The sequence below is a fragment of the Aquimarina pacifica genome (assembly GCF_000520955.1).
Classification (GTDB): domain Bacteria; phylum Bacteroidota; class Bacteroidia; order Flavobacteriales; family Flavobacteriaceae; genus Aquimarina; species Aquimarina pacifica.
Genome location: NZ_JACC01000023.1, coordinates 41,832 through 57,041, shown reverse-complemented (window position 1 = coordinate 57,041; position 15,210 = coordinate 41,832). Strand labels below are relative to the sequence as shown.

The 15,210-nt window shown below is 32.0% G+C and carries 12 protein-coding genes and 1 pseudogene; 10 read left to right on the top strand and 3 right to left on the bottom strand.

Going from position 1 to position 15,210, the window contains the following annotated elements:
• Positions 1 to 2 precede the first annotated feature (2 nt).
• The 9 genes from DZ60_RS0112930 to DZ60_RS0112890 all read left to right on the top strand — a co-directional run bounded on the left by DZ60_RS0112930 (position 3) and on the right by DZ60_RS0112890 (position 9,225).
• Positions 3 to 707, top strand: coding sequence for a thioesterase II family protein (locus DZ60_RS0112930; RefSeq protein WP_025742491.1), 705 nt, complete (start codon positions 3 to 5; stop codon positions 705 to 707).
• A 96-nt stretch (positions 708 to 803) separates the two neighbouring features.
• The gene (locus DZ60_RS24295) at positions 804 to 1,397 is read left to right on the top strand and encodes a 4'-phosphopantetheinyl transferase family protein (protein WP_152537427.1); all 594 of its coding nucleotides are present in this window, start codon (positions 804 to 806) and stop codon (positions 1,395 to 1,397) included.
• A 12-nt stretch (positions 1,398 to 1,409) separates the two neighbouring features.
• Positions 1,410 to 2,195, top strand: a complete 786-nt coding sequence (locus tag DZ60_RS0112920) for an ABC transporter ATP-binding protein (RefSeq protein ID WP_025742489.1) — start codon at positions 1,410 to 1,412, stop codon at positions 2,193 to 2,195.
• A 164-nt stretch (positions 2,196 to 2,359) separates the two neighbouring features.
• The gene (locus DZ60_RS0112915; RefSeq protein WP_025742488.1) at positions 2,360 to 3,169 is read left to right on the top strand and encodes an ABC transporter permease; all 810 of its coding nucleotides are present in this window, start codon (positions 2,360 to 2,362) and stop codon (positions 3,167 to 3,169) included.
• Positions 3,170 to 3,193: 24 nt separating this feature from the next.
• Positions 3,194 to 4,282, top strand: a complete 1,089-nt coding sequence (locus tag DZ60_RS0112910) for a glycosyltransferase family 4 protein (protein ID WP_025742487.1) — start codon at positions 3,194 to 3,196, stop codon at positions 4,280 to 4,282.
• Positions 4,283 to 4,300: 18 nt separating this feature from the next.
• Positions 4,301 to 5,386 carry a hypothetical protein gene (locus DZ60_RS0112905; RefSeq protein ID WP_025742486.1) on the top strand — a complete coding sequence of 362 codons (1,086 nt, stop codon included), beginning with the start codon at positions 4,301 to 4,303 and terminating at the stop codon, positions 5,384 to 5,386.
• Positions 5,387 to 5,395: 9 nt separating this feature from the next.
• A complete protein-coding gene (locus DZ60_RS0112900; RefSeq protein ID WP_025742485.1) occupies positions 5,396 to 6,457 on the top strand; it encodes a glycosyltransferase family 4 protein in 1,062 nt (353 codons plus the stop codon).
• Complete coding sequence (gene murJ, locus DZ60_RS0112895; protein ID WP_025742484.1) at positions 6,435 to 7,988, top strand: murein biosynthesis integral membrane protein MurJ; 1,554 nt, start codon at positions 6,435 to 6,437, stop codon at positions 7,986 to 7,988. The genes DZ60_RS0112900 and murJ overlap by 23 nt, the downstream gene beginning before the upstream one ends.
• Positions 7,972 to 9,225 carry a glycosyltransferase family 4 protein gene (locus tag DZ60_RS0112890; RefSeq protein ID WP_025742483.1) on the top strand — a complete coding sequence of 418 codons (1,254 nt, stop codon included), beginning with the start codon at positions 7,972 to 7,974 and terminating at the stop codon, positions 9,223 to 9,225. The genes murJ and DZ60_RS0112890 overlap by 17 nt, the downstream gene beginning before the upstream one ends.
• Before the next feature lie 12 nt (positions 9,226 to 9,237).
• On the opposite strand, the gene DZ60_RS0112885 is transcribed toward DZ60_RS0112890, so the two are convergent.
• Together DZ60_RS0112885 and DZ60_RS0112875 are read right to left on the bottom strand one after the other, a co-directional pair.
• A complete protein-coding gene (locus DZ60_RS0112885) occupies positions 9,238 to 9,918 on the bottom strand; it encodes a TerB family tellurite resistance protein (RefSeq protein ID WP_025742482.1) in 681 nt (226 codons plus the stop codon).
• A 99-nt stretch (positions 9,919 to 10,017) separates the two neighbouring features.
• Positions 10,018 to 12,906 (bottom strand): annotated as a pseudogene (locus DZ60_RS0112875) (CHAT domain-containing protein).
• 683 nt (positions 12,907 to 13,589) lie between these two features.
• Here DZ60_RS0112875 and DZ60_RS0112870 point away from each other — a divergent pair.
• Complete coding sequence (locus tag DZ60_RS0112870) at positions 13,590 to 13,994, top strand: hypothetical protein (RefSeq protein ID WP_025742479.1); 405 nt, start codon at positions 13,590 to 13,592, stop codon at positions 13,992 to 13,994.
• Positions 13,995 to 14,090: 96 nt separating this feature from the next.
• Here DZ60_RS0112870 and DZ60_RS0112865 read toward each other — a convergent pair whose 3' ends face one another.
• The gene (locus tag DZ60_RS0112865) at positions 14,091 to 15,050 is read right to left on the bottom strand and encodes an OmpA/MotB family protein (RefSeq protein ID WP_025742478.1); all 960 of its coding nucleotides are present in this window, start codon (positions 15,048 to 15,050) and stop codon (positions 14,091 to 14,093) included.
• Positions 15,051 to 15,210: the final 160 nt, after the last annotated feature.

Below are 15,210 nucleotides of genomic sequence, written 5' to 3'. Positions count from 1 at the left end.
GTATGAAAGTGATTGCATTTCCATTTGCAGGAGGTAACGAAAATTCCTTTAATTTTTTAAAGAAGGATCTAAATAAAAAAGGAATAAAATTAGAGGTAATAGAATATCCAGGAAGAGGGTTTCGGTTAGAGGAAAAACTTTTGGATTCAGTTGATGAAATTGTTAAAGATGTATTTGACCAGATCAAGGATAAATTACATCAAGACGAGTACATTATTTATGGGCATAGTATGGGAGCTTTAATAGGGTATTTAGTATGTAGAAAAATAGAAGAATTAAAACTTCCTCAACCTAGTAAGCTAATTGTTTCAGGAAGAGAGGCTCCTGGTGTTATAAATGAAGAAAAGAGATGTCTTTTGCCTTCGGAGTTATTTTGGGAGAAGATTTCTGAACTTGGAGGGTTTCCAGATGAAATTTTAAAAGAAAAGGGATTAAGGGATTTTTTTGAACCAATTCTGAGAGCTGATTTTAGAGCGATTGAATATTATCAACATATTCATGCTAATGTTTTACATATTCCAATTGATGTTTTGTACGGGAATAAAGAAATTCTCCATAAATCTGATATAATCGAATGGGGAACAATAACCAATAAGGTTGTGAAAATAACAAAGCTTGAAGGAGATCATTTTTTTATATATGATCATGTTGGTTTTTTAGTTGATAGGTTTTACCAAAGTTTTGAGAAAACAATAGGGGTAAGTTAATATGATTTTAATTCTAAAGTATACCCCTTGAAAACGATTACTATTTTCTATACGAAATTCGAGCAGGAATTACCTGAATTAACATACTGCTATTTTTTGAAAAAATTACCAATTGAATTTCAGAAAATAAACAAACAGTTCGTTAAATGGCAGGATAGACATGCTAATTTATTTGGGAAACTATTGCTAATGGAAGGGCTTAAAAAAGTAGTATTAGAGAGTGATCTCAATAAGATAAAATATACCAAATACAATAGACCCTATATTGATGATAGTATTGATTTTAATATTTCTCATTCTGGAGAATATGTAGTGTGCGCAATAGGAAAAAATGTTCGGTTAGGTATTGACGTAGAGAAGATTGCTGAAGTTGATTTCAATGATTTTCAGGGGGTAATGACGCCCGAAGAATGGGAAATCATACATGTTTCGGAAGATTCGAAACGAAGTTTTTTTAACTATTGGTCAATCAAAGAAAGTATGATTAAAGCAGATGGCAGAGGGGTTTCAATACCCTTGCAAGAGATAAGAATTGAAGATAATCAAGTAAGTTATAAAAATAAAAGATGGCACCAATTTAATTTTCAGATGGATGAAGCATATAGTTCGTGTTTGACCGTCAATATTCCAGAAATTAAAATAGTAACTAATTATATTGATTTTAGTAATAAAAATAGAATTACAAAATAATAGTAAAACAAAATGATAATAGCGGATAATATTTTCATGCAGTATCCTATGCCCAAAAAGTATATAGAGTACATAACTAGCCCTTTTAGGAGTCATAAATTTACAGCCTTAAAAGGCGTGAGTTTAAATATAGAGGCAGGAGACAGAATTGCTTTTTTGGGAACTAATGGCGCAGGAAAAACAACTCTTCTGAAAATAATAGGTGGGTTACTCTATCCTACAACTGGAAGTTTAACAGTTAATGGTCATGATACCAAAAAGGAGAGTCTTAAAGCTAAGAAAAAAGTAGGATTCGTTTTAAATGAGGAGCGAAGTTTTTATTGGAGGTTAACAGGAAGACAAAACTTGTTATTTTTTGCCTCATTAGATAATTTTTCTGGAGATGGTCTTCATAAAAAAGTGGATGATCTTATGGATCTTGTGGGACTTCAAGAAGCAAAGGATAAAATTTTTGCAGGCTATTCTTCCGGAATGAAACAAAAGCTAGCAATCGCAAGAGGTATGATTTCCAGTCCTGATATTTTGATTCTAGATGAACCTACCCGAACACTAGACCCTATTTCGGCAGATGATATTGCTAGTATTATCTCCAAAAGAGTCCATGTTAATAAAGATAGAACTTTGCTCATCGCAACTCATAGTCTGGCAGAAGCCCAGAGGTTGTGTGATAAAGTATGTTTTATGAAAAAAGGTGCGATAGTCGATTTTTCTTCTATTAGCGACATAATAGACAAGTATAAAACATTAGAAAATTATTATAAGCTAATTATAAATTCTGATAAGAATTTTGAATCTTAAAAACGGTTTTGTCGTAAAACGAATTAAAAGAATGAACTGGTTAAAACTTTTTTGATGTCAGCGAAAAAAGACAATTTTGTGACCAGATGAAGTAATTTTTTATAGCAAATTGTAAAAACTTTAAACCAGTTCTATAACTGATTTCTAATATATAAGATAAGTAAATGAAATTATATAAACTATTAGCCTTTTTGAAAAGAGACTTTAAAATTTTCTTGAGTTATAAAATGGCTATGATAACCACAACATTTGGAACCATATTTCCGTTGCTAACCTATTTTTTTATTAACAAATTAATACCAGAACAAACACAAGAAAGCCTGCTGCAATATGGAGGAAGCTATTTTGAATTTACATTGATTGGAATTGCATTTACAACTTATTTTACCATGGCGGTGCAAGAGTTTTCTGCAGCAACTAGAAGAGATCAAATGGCAGGTTGTCTAGAGGCCTTGTTGAGTTCGCAAACAGATACCAAAGCTATCATTTTCATGTCCGCAGTTTTTAAATTTATACATAATGGAACTATTTTAATTTTCATGTTTATTGTTGCCATATTGTTTTTGGGATTTGATATTTCTAGTATGAATATACTGTCCACTATTTTAGCTTTAATTTTATCTCTTCTAGTGTTTGTTAGTTTAGGTATTTTTTCGGCAGCAGGAACGATAATATTTAAAAAAGGAGAGCCATTTGGAATTCTATTTGGAACCATGAGTTCTTTATTGGGAGGCGCAGTATTTCCTGTAGAAATATTGCCGGATTGGCTCAAGGCAATTTCCTATGTCGTTCCTATTAGATATTCTCTGGATGCTTTGAGGTTATCAATTTTACAAGGATATTCTATACCCATGTTATCGAATCAATTGATGATTTTGTTTTTTTCGGCAATATTACTTTTTCCATTAAGTCTTAAGTTTTTCGAATGGGCAGTTAATAAAGGAAAAAGAGAAGGAACCCTAATGCAATATTAATCAAGAATTTATTCTATTGTAATAATGAAAAAAATTGTGTTAGTCAGTTCATCCCAAAGCATTAGTGGTGCAGAGATTAGTTTAAAACAATTGCTAGAAAAAATTGATCACGAATTTCAATTCTTTTTAATTGGCGGAAACAAAAGTTATTTTAAAGATATTAAGTTGACTAATTTTTTGCTAATTACACCAATCATTAATAAATGCTCCTGGATCAAATTTGTAATACAATCTTTTAGAAATAATTATATCTGTATAAAACAGTTAAGACAGTTTAAACCCGAACTTATTTATTTCAATGGAGCACATTCTTTTTTAAATCTTATTTGGGTAGCATTGTATTTTTTTAACACAAAAAAAATATGGCATGTTAGGGATGTTTTGAAATCAAAAATGGTTACTCGTCTTCTTAGTTTCCTGAGTGATAAAATAGTTTGTAATTCTAAGTTCATTAGTGAACAATTTAAGAATACACAGAAGAAAGAGTGCATATATGGAGGTATTGACGTTTTTAAATATAAAGGTGTTGAGCCCGACACTACAAAACATCTAAGAATGGATGCTAATGTTAAAACAATAGCATGTATAGCCCAATTAACCCCATGGAAAAATCAAATTGATTTTATAAAAGCGGCTAGATTAATCTATGACGAAAACCCGAATATAAAATTCCTGATTGTAGGAGAGGTTTTAAACCCAAAAGATCAATACTATAAAATAAAATTGCAGGAGGAAATAGAGGCTTTAGGTCTAAATGGTATTGTATGTTTAAAGGGTTTTGTCGAAGATATTACTACGGTAATATCAAAAATAGATGTTTTAATTCATCCTGCTACCAACGAGCCATTTGGTCGAGTTTTGATAGAATCTATGTCAATGAATAAACCTATTGTGTCATACCAATCTGGGGGAGCCTTAGAGATTGTAAAGCACAATGAGACAGGATATTTGGTCAGTTGTTATAACTATAAAAAGCTAGCAGAGTACACTTTGGTTTTACTTAATAACGATAAGTTAAGAAGGGATTTTGGGGTAGAAGGTAGAAAAAGAATCATTGAAAAATTTAATATAGAAAACCATATAAAAAAAATGAAACAGGTTTTCTCGAATTAATAAAAATAGAATAGAGAAATGAAAAAAATTAAAAAGATTAAGTTAGTGTTTTTGGCTTTTCTAGTAATGTTTATCCTAATCGAAATACTACTTAGAATAACTTCATCAGATCAACTAAGACAATTTAAAAGACCCCAATATATTGCGGATTCAGAGCTTGGATACCGATATTTGCCAGGAGCTGAAGGCTATAAAACTACAGCAGCTTTTAGCAATAAATATAAAATTAACAGTGATGGTTTTAACTGGGATGAATTTGAGGTTGAAAAAGAACCAGGGATGTTTAGAATTGCATTAATTGGAGCTTCAGATGATACAGGAACAGATACTGATGGACCCAACTGTTATGCCCGATTATTACAGAAAAAATTCAAAGAAAATGGAGACAATATCGAAATAATGAATTTTTCTATTGATGGGCAAAATAGAGCATTTTCTAATATAAAGTTAGCGTATCGTAGTATAGAAAAGTATAAACCAGATTTAATATTAACCAATGCGATATTTCCAATCGCATCAAGAATAGAGTATAGAGAAACCTATAAAGGTTTTCAAATAGGGTATTTTAATGAGAATGAATCATTAGAAGAAACTAAAAAATTTATTGATGAAAAATTTTCTAGCCCCACATTATTTACTAGAGTATATGATACCTCTTATATTTTCAGATACATGGTAAAAGTATATATAGAAAAACGTGAAAGCTCTTTTGAAAAGTTCATGACAAAATATGTTTTTAAATCAAGAAGATATGTAAGAGGATATACAAGAAATAGATTTACGTTAGAAAAACCACCTTTGAAAAAATTAACATTAGAAGAGTCTAAAAATATATATAAAAAAGCATGTGATTCAGTGAAATTGTTGAATTCAAGATTAATGTTATTTGTACCTTATAAAATACCTCCAGAAATTCCAAATTTATTAGCTGATGGAGGTATTGATTATTTAGGTTTGGATATAGAGAGATTACCAGAATATTCTTTTGGTAAAAGAGATGGTCACACAAACCAAGTAGGGCATAAAGTAATTGCTGAAGTTTTTTACGAAAAATTCTTAACAGAAAATATAATTCCTAAAAAATATTTTTCTAATAAAAAGTAAGAGTAGGTAATGAAAAAAGTTTTTTTAAATGGATTACAAATAGGAAGAGAAAATACAGGAGTTCAGTATTATGCCGAATATTTGTACGCAGAATTAAAGAAACTAAAATCAAATACAATACATATTGAGATTAGTTCATCTAATAATAGGAATAGTCTTAAGCGAATACTTTATGAGAATTTTTGTCTTGAATCTTATCTAAAAAGAAAGGAGTGTGATCTATATCATACGCCTAATTATGTCCTTCCTAGATTTTGGAAATTGCCATCTATTGTTACTATTCATGATTTGATAACGCTGGATTATCCAGATTTGTGTAAAAATCAATCTGTTGTTTATTTCAACTTATTAATGAGATCGACTCTTAAAAAGGCAAAAAAAATAATTACCGTTTCAAATACAGTAAAATTAGATATTATAAGACATTTTGGTGTTAATGAAGAAAAAATAAAAGTCATTCATTTAGGTATAGACCCCATTTTTAAAAAAACTGAAAACTCAGACATTGCGAGTAAGTATAAATTACCAGAAAAATATATTCTTTTCGTCGGAACAATAGAAGGGAAAAAGAATTTAACAAGATTATTACAAGCCTACAAAAAATTATTACAACAGGATAAGATTACGCATAAGTTAGTAATAGTAGGGAAATTAGGATGGAAATATAAATCCATGTATCAAGTAATCAAAGAGTTTGATCTGGAACAACAGATCTTGTTTACGGGGTATGTTCCGAAAGAAGATTTACCCGTTTTGTATTCTTTTGCGGATGTATTTGTTTTTCCATCGATATATGAAGGTTTTGGAATACCGCCACTCGAAGCAATGGCCTGCGAAGTACCTGTTTTGGTCTCTAGAGAAGGAGCTTCTCCTGAGATTTGTGGTAGTGCTTGTATAAAAGTCGACCCATACAATATAGACGATATAGCAAACGGAATTGAAATACTTATTCACGATGAGGAGCTTAGAAAAAAGAACATAGCCCTAAGTAAAGAATGGGTAAAACAATATAGTTGGGAGAAAACAGCTAAAGAAACAATAAAAGTTTATGAAGAAGTATTTAACAAATAGAATTTTTAAAAACGAAGTATTGAGATCATCGATTGGTCTATTAATCATTACGTTTTTAGTAAAGGCTCTTGGTTATGTAGAAAAATTAATCTTAGCAAAGTATTATGGTACAGGCTATGAAGTCGACGTATATACTGTGGTTATTACATTAGTATTAAGCTTTTTTTATTTTTTTAGAGAAATAATAGAACCGGGGTTCTTGAGAGTCTTTTTAACAGCAAAAGAAAAGGAACCTGATGACAAAGAAGCTTGGGATATTTTTAATTTCGGATTAAGAATAATACTATTTGTAACAGTTGTGGTGAGCACTATGGCGATTATATTCCCTGATTATTTTGTCTCCATTTTTGCACCAGGTTTTAGTGATGAAAAGTTTGATTTGACTAGTGAACTTATAAAAATAGGAATTCCGGCTGCTATTTTTTTAGCGTTATCAACATTAACAAATATTATACTAAACGCACAAAAGGAATTCGTTTTACCAGCATCTGGAGAGTTTTTTTTTAAAGGAGCCATCGTTTTATTAATGGTCCTTTTATATGATGATTATGGTATTTATGGTGCCGTTTTGGGAATAGTAGTGGGTTCAATAGTTCGATTAATAGTGCATCTCACAAAATTGTATAGTAAGATTTCTTTTAAAAGAACTTCGATTAAAACAGAGTATAAGAAACGATTATGGGTGCTCACATGGCCATTATTATTGGGTGTAGGTTTTTCTCAATTAAGTTCTTTGGTTGATAACGGATTTGCATCATATTTACAGGAAGGAGCCATCGCAGCATTGAGTTATTCTAAAAAAATAATTGAATTACCAGTTATAATATTTCCCTATATATTAAGTATCGTAGTATTTCCCTATTTTTCTCAATTGGCAATAGAAAAAAATACAGAAAAGTTAAAGAGTTTTTTTTTAGAGTGCTTGAAATGGATTATCATCTTGTTTTTGCCATTATCTTTCTTTTTCCTGGTATACTCTGGTTCAATTGTAGAAATAGTTTTCGAAAGAGGAGCATTTGACGCATATTCTACAGCATTAACTGCAAAGCCATTAATGGTATATGCTACAGGGTTAGTCTTTTTTGCAATAGAAACAGTTTTAGTGATTTTTTACTATGCGAATGAAGACACAAAAACACCCGTATTTGTAGGAATTGGATGTGTTATTTTAAACATGATACTTACTTGGGTATTCGTAAATATTATGGGATATACAGGAGTGGCACTGGCATATGTGATTCAGAAAAGTGTAAAAAATCTCATTTTATTATACCTTCTAAAGCATAAAATGACATTTAACTTAAAGGAACAAAAAAAGCACCTGTTCAAGTTGGTAATTGCAACCTGTATATTTGGGATGATTATAATTATAGGAAATCAGTTTTTGTTCCCCGATTTTGATACGAGCCTTATTAATAAAGTAGGTTTTATTGGAGTTAATTTTGTAGTTGCTACAATAGCATTCATATCATTTTTATTATATACCAATGTTATTAATCCCAAGGAGATAAGGAATGGAATTAGAAAATAATAATAGTAATCAGAAAAAGATAGTTTACCTGATAGAAAATTTTCCATCTCCTACAGAGCATTTCGTTTTAAATGAAATGCTAGAACTAGAACATCGAGGAATAGAATTAGAAGTATTAGTTCTCAAAAAACAAAACAAATACATGTGCATGCCTGAATTAAATGATTTAAGAGCATCAGTCATTTATTTACCAAAATTATACAGATATTTTTCTTTTTTCTTTTTGTTTAAAAACCCTTTACTGTTTCCGAAATTAATACAATTAGGTTCAATAAGTTCAGGTAAAAATTCATTAAAATCATTTAGAGATTATTGCATTGGATTGTATTTTTTTTCAAAATTAAAAAGAACTTCGATTACACATTTTCACGCTCATTTTGCCTTTTTGGCGGTAGATATTGCATCCGTTTTATCAAAGCTTTTTGGTCTTAATTATAGTCTTACCATGCATGCAAATGATATTTATACAAATACAGATAAAATTAAAAAGGTTATAAGAGAATCTAGTTTTGTAATTACATGTACAGAGTATAATAGAGAATATCTTAATAAAGTTACATGCAATAAGTATCAAGATAAAATACATAAAGTTTATCATGGTATCGATACATCAAAATGGACTTTTAGAGAAAGAAAAGATGTAAATACTTCCGAAATAAAGATCATTTCGGTTGCACGATTAGTAGAAAAGAAAGGACTTTTTTATCTATTAGAGTCTATCAAAATATTAGTAGATAAAGGAAAGAATATTAACTGTACAATTATCGGTGAGGGAGTGCTAAAAGATAAGATGATTGATTTTATTAGGACCAATAGGTTAGAAGCATTTATTAAAATAATAGGATTTCAAAAACAGGATATGGTAAGACAGATGTTTATAAAGTCTGATGTTTTTGTTTTACCAAGTATTATTGCACAAAATGGAGACCGAGACGGATTGCCCAATGTAATTGTAGAAGCGATGGCATTAGGTCTTCCAGTAATTTCTACAGCTACATCAGCAATTCCAGAAGTCATCGAAGACAGAATAACAGGATTATTGGTTAAAGAAAAGGATAGTTTAGCTATAGCAAGAGCTATAGATGAATTAATAGCCAATCAAGAACTGTATAATTTAATACGTAAAAATGCTGAAAATAAGATACAGTCTAAAATGCATATAGAACATGCTACTAATAAAATAGCCAATCTTTTTAGATCCCAAGCTACCTGCCAAATAGAGCATAGTGTCAACTAAAAAAACTATTTTTTAATTCATCTGCTCTTTTTTGATGTTGGTCATATCCTTTTGTTTTAATTTATCGATAAGGGTATGATACATTTCTTTAGGCAATCCGCAGGCGATTAAGTATTCTTTCATTAGGTTTTCTTCCTCTTTTTCGATAGCTCCATCTGCCAATAATACAACGGCTGCCTGAGCAAGAATATTAATCAAAGATTCTGATGACAATTGATTTCTGGCTTCATTAAGATAATTAAAGACTTGATTATCTATGTTTCCTTGTTCTTTTACTTTCTGGTGTATTTCGGTTAATTCGTCTTTTATATCAGGAAACCCCTGCAGCGCATCCATGATTTCTCGTTCTTCTTCTACCGCAAAATCCCCGTCTATAATAGCCATATGGGTCATAGCAGCAATTAGTGCTTTGGCGTAAGCACGTTGTGCATTCTTTTGGTTTTCGGTAATTTCTTGTTGTGATTGTTGTAATACGGTTTTTATACTTTCATTATAGGCACTTTTGCAATTATCACATTCATAGAAGCGGTCTACTACATCCAAGGGGATTACAGGAATAAAAAATAAGGTAAACCAACGTCGGTAGAGTTTATTAACCAAGTTTCCTTCTTTGCAATTTGGACATGAATTTGATAATACAGGACTTTCTTTTACTTCGTGTTTTAGTCCTCTTGTACCGAAAAGTATAAACATAGTATTAGATTATTTAGTAGTAGTATTTATTTAGAGGTAGTATTAGGTTGTTGTTCCTAAAGATACTATAATAATTAGAACTTGCTAATATTAAGTGTCTTATGTTGGTTGTGTTTTCTGTTTTCTGTATCTTTTTCTATACCAAAACGTAATAAGTATTAGTAGGATAATAATACCCAATCCAATAGACCAGTATAAAGCGGCGTGATGGTTCTTAAAATCGATAGCCCCTGTATCTCCTACCAGATAAAACCCTCCCCAATAAAAAGGATGCACTCGATTGATATCTGCATTGGCAAGATAGTTTAATTTTGCTTGCTGTAGCGCCTTGCTTTTGGTCATGTCTTTTTTGAGATTGGTATAAAAATATTTCATGACTTGTGGGGTCGTTTGATCCGATACTTCCCAGCGAGTCAATAGTAAACTTTTGCTCCCTGCGTACTGAAAAGCGGTCCCAAGACTCATGATCCCTTCTCCTGCTGCAATTTTACCGCTTCCCGTATTACAAGCACTCAATACGGTAAGTTCTGCAGGAATATCGAGTGCAAATAATTCATGACTATAGAGCATATTATCCTCTAGGGTGTCTTTACTTTTTGTAAAAAAGAGGCGTGAGTTTTCGGGACGCTCATGGTCTACTTCCCCGTGCAAGGCAAGATGTAGAATATTATACGCTCCTGCATTTTTCTTAAAATTGGCTTCGATCGCCTGCGCCCCATAATAGTATTGCCCATCGATAATATCCGCAATGGCTTTGATCTCCTCGCGTGTGCCTGGTAGGTCATCATCGGTACCTCTAAGCGTCGCCAAACTCATTGTATTCGAATTAGTACCGTTGGTGTCATCAGAGAAAGAGAACGCCAAACATTCTTTTGCGTTTTTCTAGGCAACCTTAGTACTAAAACGAGTAAATAATAAATTGGCAGCATTGGCATAGGTGATGGCTTTTTCTCGCAACCAATAAGATAATAATTGTGGGTTATTAGTATGATCATCATTTGTGAGAAGGAGTTCAAAGTTGAGGTGCCATAAAGGACCATCAGGAACAATAATAAGCTCATCGCCCAGCAGCTCATTTTGTAGTGGATTAATAAGTTGTTGGTATAATGGATGCCCTTGTTTTTTGTAGGTAGCCAGATCTCGTGAGGTAATGCTATTTCTAAAAGTTTCGACCTGCTCAGTAAGCTGTGAGGTTTTGAGCTCATGAACCGCCATATCATTTTTAGATATAGTGAAGGCATAGGTAGTACTATCGGTAGTAAAAAACTCAAGGAGTGTAGTTTTTTCGTCTAGTTTCTGCTGAATTGCGGCTACAGAGATTATAGAATCTTGATACTTGAGCTGATAATAGTTGGGATGGTTTTTTTCTAGGGTTTTGGTCAATGAATCTTGTTTTCTATTGATGGCAAAGAGTTCATTTTCATAGTTTGTAATTTTAGTTGTGTCTACCGTAGTGTTTGATTTTTCTGAGTTTGATTTTTCTTTGAGGAGTTGGGATTGATAGAAGGCTTTGTCTGTTTTTAGTGTGTTTTCTAGGTCGACTAGTTCGGTTGGGAGTCCCGCAAAGTTTTTGGCATGGGTATCGTTAAGGAGTTCTTTTAGGGTATTGGCTTTACTTTTTTCGGCATAGTAAAAGGCTTTTTCTAAGGCCTGCGTATCGTTGGTGGCTTTGTATAATAATAATTGAGCTTCGATAGCGCCCTGATAGATTTCTTTGGCTTGTTGGGCAAAAGTTATTTTGTCTTGGTGGTTTTGAAAGGATTGGCGAATTGCATTTATGGTTTGGTTCGCTTTGTTGTAATTTTTAATGCATTTTTCAAGATATTTAGCATCATCTAATTTATGATAGAGAGCCTTGAATATTTTTGCTTGAATTTCTAGGCTGGTTAAAAGAGCAGTTAAATTAAAAAAATTATTAGGAAAATTTTTGAAAGACCTATCTTTTTCATATTTCGAATTAGCAAAAAAAGATTTTTGACTATATTCTAAAGCGTTATTAAATTCTTTGTTTTCAAAGTATGCCTCTGAAATACGGTTATATAGTTTAGGAATATTGTTATTATTGGGGCCATAGATTTTTTCATAAGCATTTTTAGATTTTGTAAAATACTCTATGGCTTTAGGATACTTTTTTAACTTCATGAAGGTTCCTCCAAAATTAAAATAGGAGTGAGCTGTAAACTCATGATCTTTTCCATATTTATCTAAAATGATCTTCAATCCCTTTGAGTAGTAGTTTAAAGCAGTATCATACTTTTGTAAATTTTCATAAATAATACCAATATTATGATAAGGGCCAATTAGTTTTGGGTGGTTTTCGCCATAATGATTGCTATAAATTTCAATTGTCCTCTTGTTATGTACAAGGGCTATATTATATTTGGCAAGGTTCATGTATGAAATACTAATATTGGAATGCGATTGAGCTATAGAGGGATGTTTTTCAATTAATTTCTCTAACTTTAAGTCCAAACTTTTCTTCATAAATTCTAAAGCCTTTTCGTTTTCTCCTTTAGCATTAAAAACAACTCCTATGTTCTCATAAATACCTGCGATTTTAATTCGTTTTTCTCTAAATTTATTTTCATAAATTCTTAGGCAATTTTGAAAGTATTTTAGTGCCTCATCATGATGGTTAAGTTTGTAGAAACTTCTTCCAAGATTATTGTAGCCTTTTGCTATGAGTAAATAATTTTTAGGAAACATCATTAATCGTATATCTAAAGTTTTATTATAAAATTTAATTGTATTATTATAATTTGATTGTATATAATAGTACTCACCTATATTTTCGTAAGCATTACCTTCTTCCTGATGGTTCTTGAAATAAGAAACACTAACATCCAGTGCTTTTTTTGCATTCAAATAGGATTTTTCTAAATCATAATTACGCCACTGATTCTCAGAAATCTTATTATAACAACTCGCTACTTTTTCCCAGGCTTTGGCTTTTTGATAAATAGGTAACGCTTTTTTAAAAAGGGTCATGGAGGCATCATGTTTTCGATCGGTCAACAAAGAATCTGCCTGCTGATAGTACTGTGAGGCTAGGAGGGTATCGATTGTTGCTTGACTGTAGGTACTAAAGCAGCATAGCAGCATACATAACGCAATGAAATATCGTACCAATTGGCTCGCCTTTAATGGTTTCATAGAGATAGGTTTAAGTATATTAGTCTATATAACATAGTAACAAAATAAGTAAAAATGTTACCAGAATGGATGCGAATCCACTTGTTTTGTGTATTAGAAATTGAAAATAGGTTGTTTGAGTATGAATTTGTCTTAAGGAGGTATTCCCATAGGCCTAGACTTTTTTGTTTCTTTTTTTGGCAATGAAAAAAAGAAAAGAAAGAATGTTGATGACAGCATTGGTTGTGTACATCATATTGGCAATTTCTATAGCATATTAGGTGCGATCACTTGTTTTATCGGTAAAAGAAAGACCTTTGGCCTCATCAGATAAATGCTTTTCAAATAAATTATAGACAACTTTTTAATGTTCAGAATTTTATGTGAAAATTCGTGGCATGCTTTTTGGTTTTTATCAGATAAATTGTTTATTTTAACTTATTATTTAAGGTTATTTTAACAATAAAAATGAATTTGTTCCGTTGGATATATCGGTGGAATTAACCTAAAAAAATTAATATTTTTAACACCCAAACATTATGAAAAAATTATTTCTACTTGTACTACTTATAGGTGCAGGATTTACCTCTCAAGCGCAACAACATAATAGTAAAGAACTAAGTGAACTTTTTAGTGATGAGTTATATCCATTGGCAAAGGACATATCGGAATATACTGATAAGGTAATAGCATATGGAAATGTGGTTTCTATTGTAAAAAAGACAGGGACTACATCTTTAGCCAAAAAGAAAATAGAAGGAATATCAATTGAGGCTTATAGTTTCTCGTTACTTACATCTTCGGGCAAAGAAATTAATTTAAGTAATGATGTTCTTCTTGCTAATAAAGTAATGAATAAATTCTTTGATGTACTAAGACGCGTAAAAGATAGTATGAAAGAGGATAACAGAGAAGAAGTTGAAAATATCCTTAACAGTTTGTAAGAAAAAGAAATTCAATTTGTTCTTAATATTAAAAAAGCGGCCATACGGCCGCTTTTTTAATGCAATTTTTTTTCTGCGCTTAGCGCAGAAAAAGGATTAGATATCATTCAATAACTTAGTGATTTCATCCAACTTGGGTGTCAAAATCACTTCGATACGTCGGTTTTTACTTTTCCCTGATGAGGTATCATTACTAGCTACGGGTGCAAATTTTCCTCTACCAGCAGCAGTAAGATTTTGTGGATCTATCTGTGGGTTTTGTTCTAAAATAGCGACAATTGCAGTGGCTCTTTTGGTTGATAAATCCCAATTGCCACGCAGTTGCCCCGTTCCGGTATAAGGCACATCATCGGTATGGCCTTCGATCAGCACAGCTATATCGGGATTCTCTCCTAATACTTCTCCTAATTGTCGTACTGCTTTTTGTCCCTGAGCACCTACTGCCCAACTGCCAGATTCAAACAAAAGTTTATTTTCCATAGAGATATAGACTTTTCCATTGCGCTCTACAACCGTGAGTCCCTTGCCTTCAAAATTACGAAGCGCTTTTGAGATGGCATTTTTAAGGGTTTGCATTTTGGCATCTTTGGCAGCGATCAATCCTTCTAGCTCATCTACACGTTTAGCACGTGCAGATAATTCGTCTTGCAACCTATCTAATCGCGTGCGTTCCTGCGCTAGTGTACGTTCTTTGTCTTCTAATTGCTGTAAGAGTTCTCTGTTTTTCTTACTGTTTGCGGCAATAGCAGCCGAACTATTTTTTTCTAAAGCGGTGTAGGAGTTTTTAAGGGCTTCATAATTTGCAACAGCCGCATCGTATTTGCCCTGCAATTCGTTTTTTTCTGCTTGTGATTTTTTATAGGCTGCATCTAATTGTTCAAGCGCTTTTTGATCAGCAGCTCTGTTTTTTTCTAGAGCAGCAAGTTCATTTTCGATAGTGCGATGGTCTCGTTTAAGGGCAGCATATTTGCCTTCTAGCTCGTTGTATACTTTTGAGGTCACACATGAGGCCATCATTGTCATTGCAAATAGACCAAATCCAATTTTTTTAATCATTTGATGTGTTGTTTTTTTAAGTAATAATGTCAAATACGGTTTAGACCAAATTATAATGACTACAACCTTTCATTCATTTTCTTTCTTTGGCCCAAAGAAAACGAACCAAGAGAAAAGGTGCTTTTTCTAAGGTGGTTTTTAGCTACGCTAAAAACCAGAT

Excerpts from the sequence above, each read along its gene's own strand:
- DZ60_RS0112890 (WP_025742483.1), top strand. The coding sequence starts at position 7,972 with ATGGAATTAGAAAATAATAATAGTAATCAGAAAAAGATAGTTTACCTG.
- DZ60_RS0112930 (WP_025742491.1), top strand. The coding sequence starts at position 3 with ATGAAAGTGATTGCATTTCCATTTGCAGGAGGTAACGAAAATTCCTTT.
- murJ (WP_025742484.1), top strand. The coding sequence starts at position 6,435 with ATGAAGAAGTATTTAACAAATAGAATTTTTAAAAACGAAGTATTGAGA.
- DZ60_RS0112865 (WP_025742478.1), bottom strand. The coding sequence starts at position 15,050 with ATGATTAAAAAAATTGGATTTGGTCTATTTGCAATGACAATGATGGCC.
- DZ60_RS0112900 (WP_025742485.1), top strand. The coding sequence starts at position 5,396 with ATGAAAAAAGTTTTTTTAAATGGATTACAAATAGGAAGAGAAAATACA.
- DZ60_RS0112870 (WP_025742479.1), top strand. The coding sequence starts at position 13,590 with ATGAAAAAATTATTTCTACTTGTACTACTTATAGGTGCAGGATTTACC.
- DZ60_RS0112915 (WP_025742488.1), top strand. The coding sequence starts at position 2,360 with ATGAAATTATATAAACTATTAGCCTTTTTGAAAAGAGACTTTAAAATT.
- DZ60_RS0112920 (WP_025742489.1), top strand. The coding sequence starts at position 1,410 with ATGATAATAGCGGATAATATTTTCATGCAGTATCCTATGCCCAAAAAG.
- DZ60_RS0112910 (WP_025742487.1), top strand. The coding sequence starts at position 3,194 with ATGAAAAAAATTGTGTTAGTCAGTTCATCCCAAAGCATTAGTGGTGCA.
- DZ60_RS0112905 (WP_025742486.1), top strand. The coding sequence starts at position 4,301 with ATGAAAAAAATTAAAAAGATTAAGTTAGTGTTTTTGGCTTTTCTAGTA.
- DZ60_RS0112885 (WP_025742482.1), bottom strand. The coding sequence starts at position 9,918 with ATGTTTATACTTTTCGGTACAAGAGGACTAAAACACGAAGTAAAAGAA.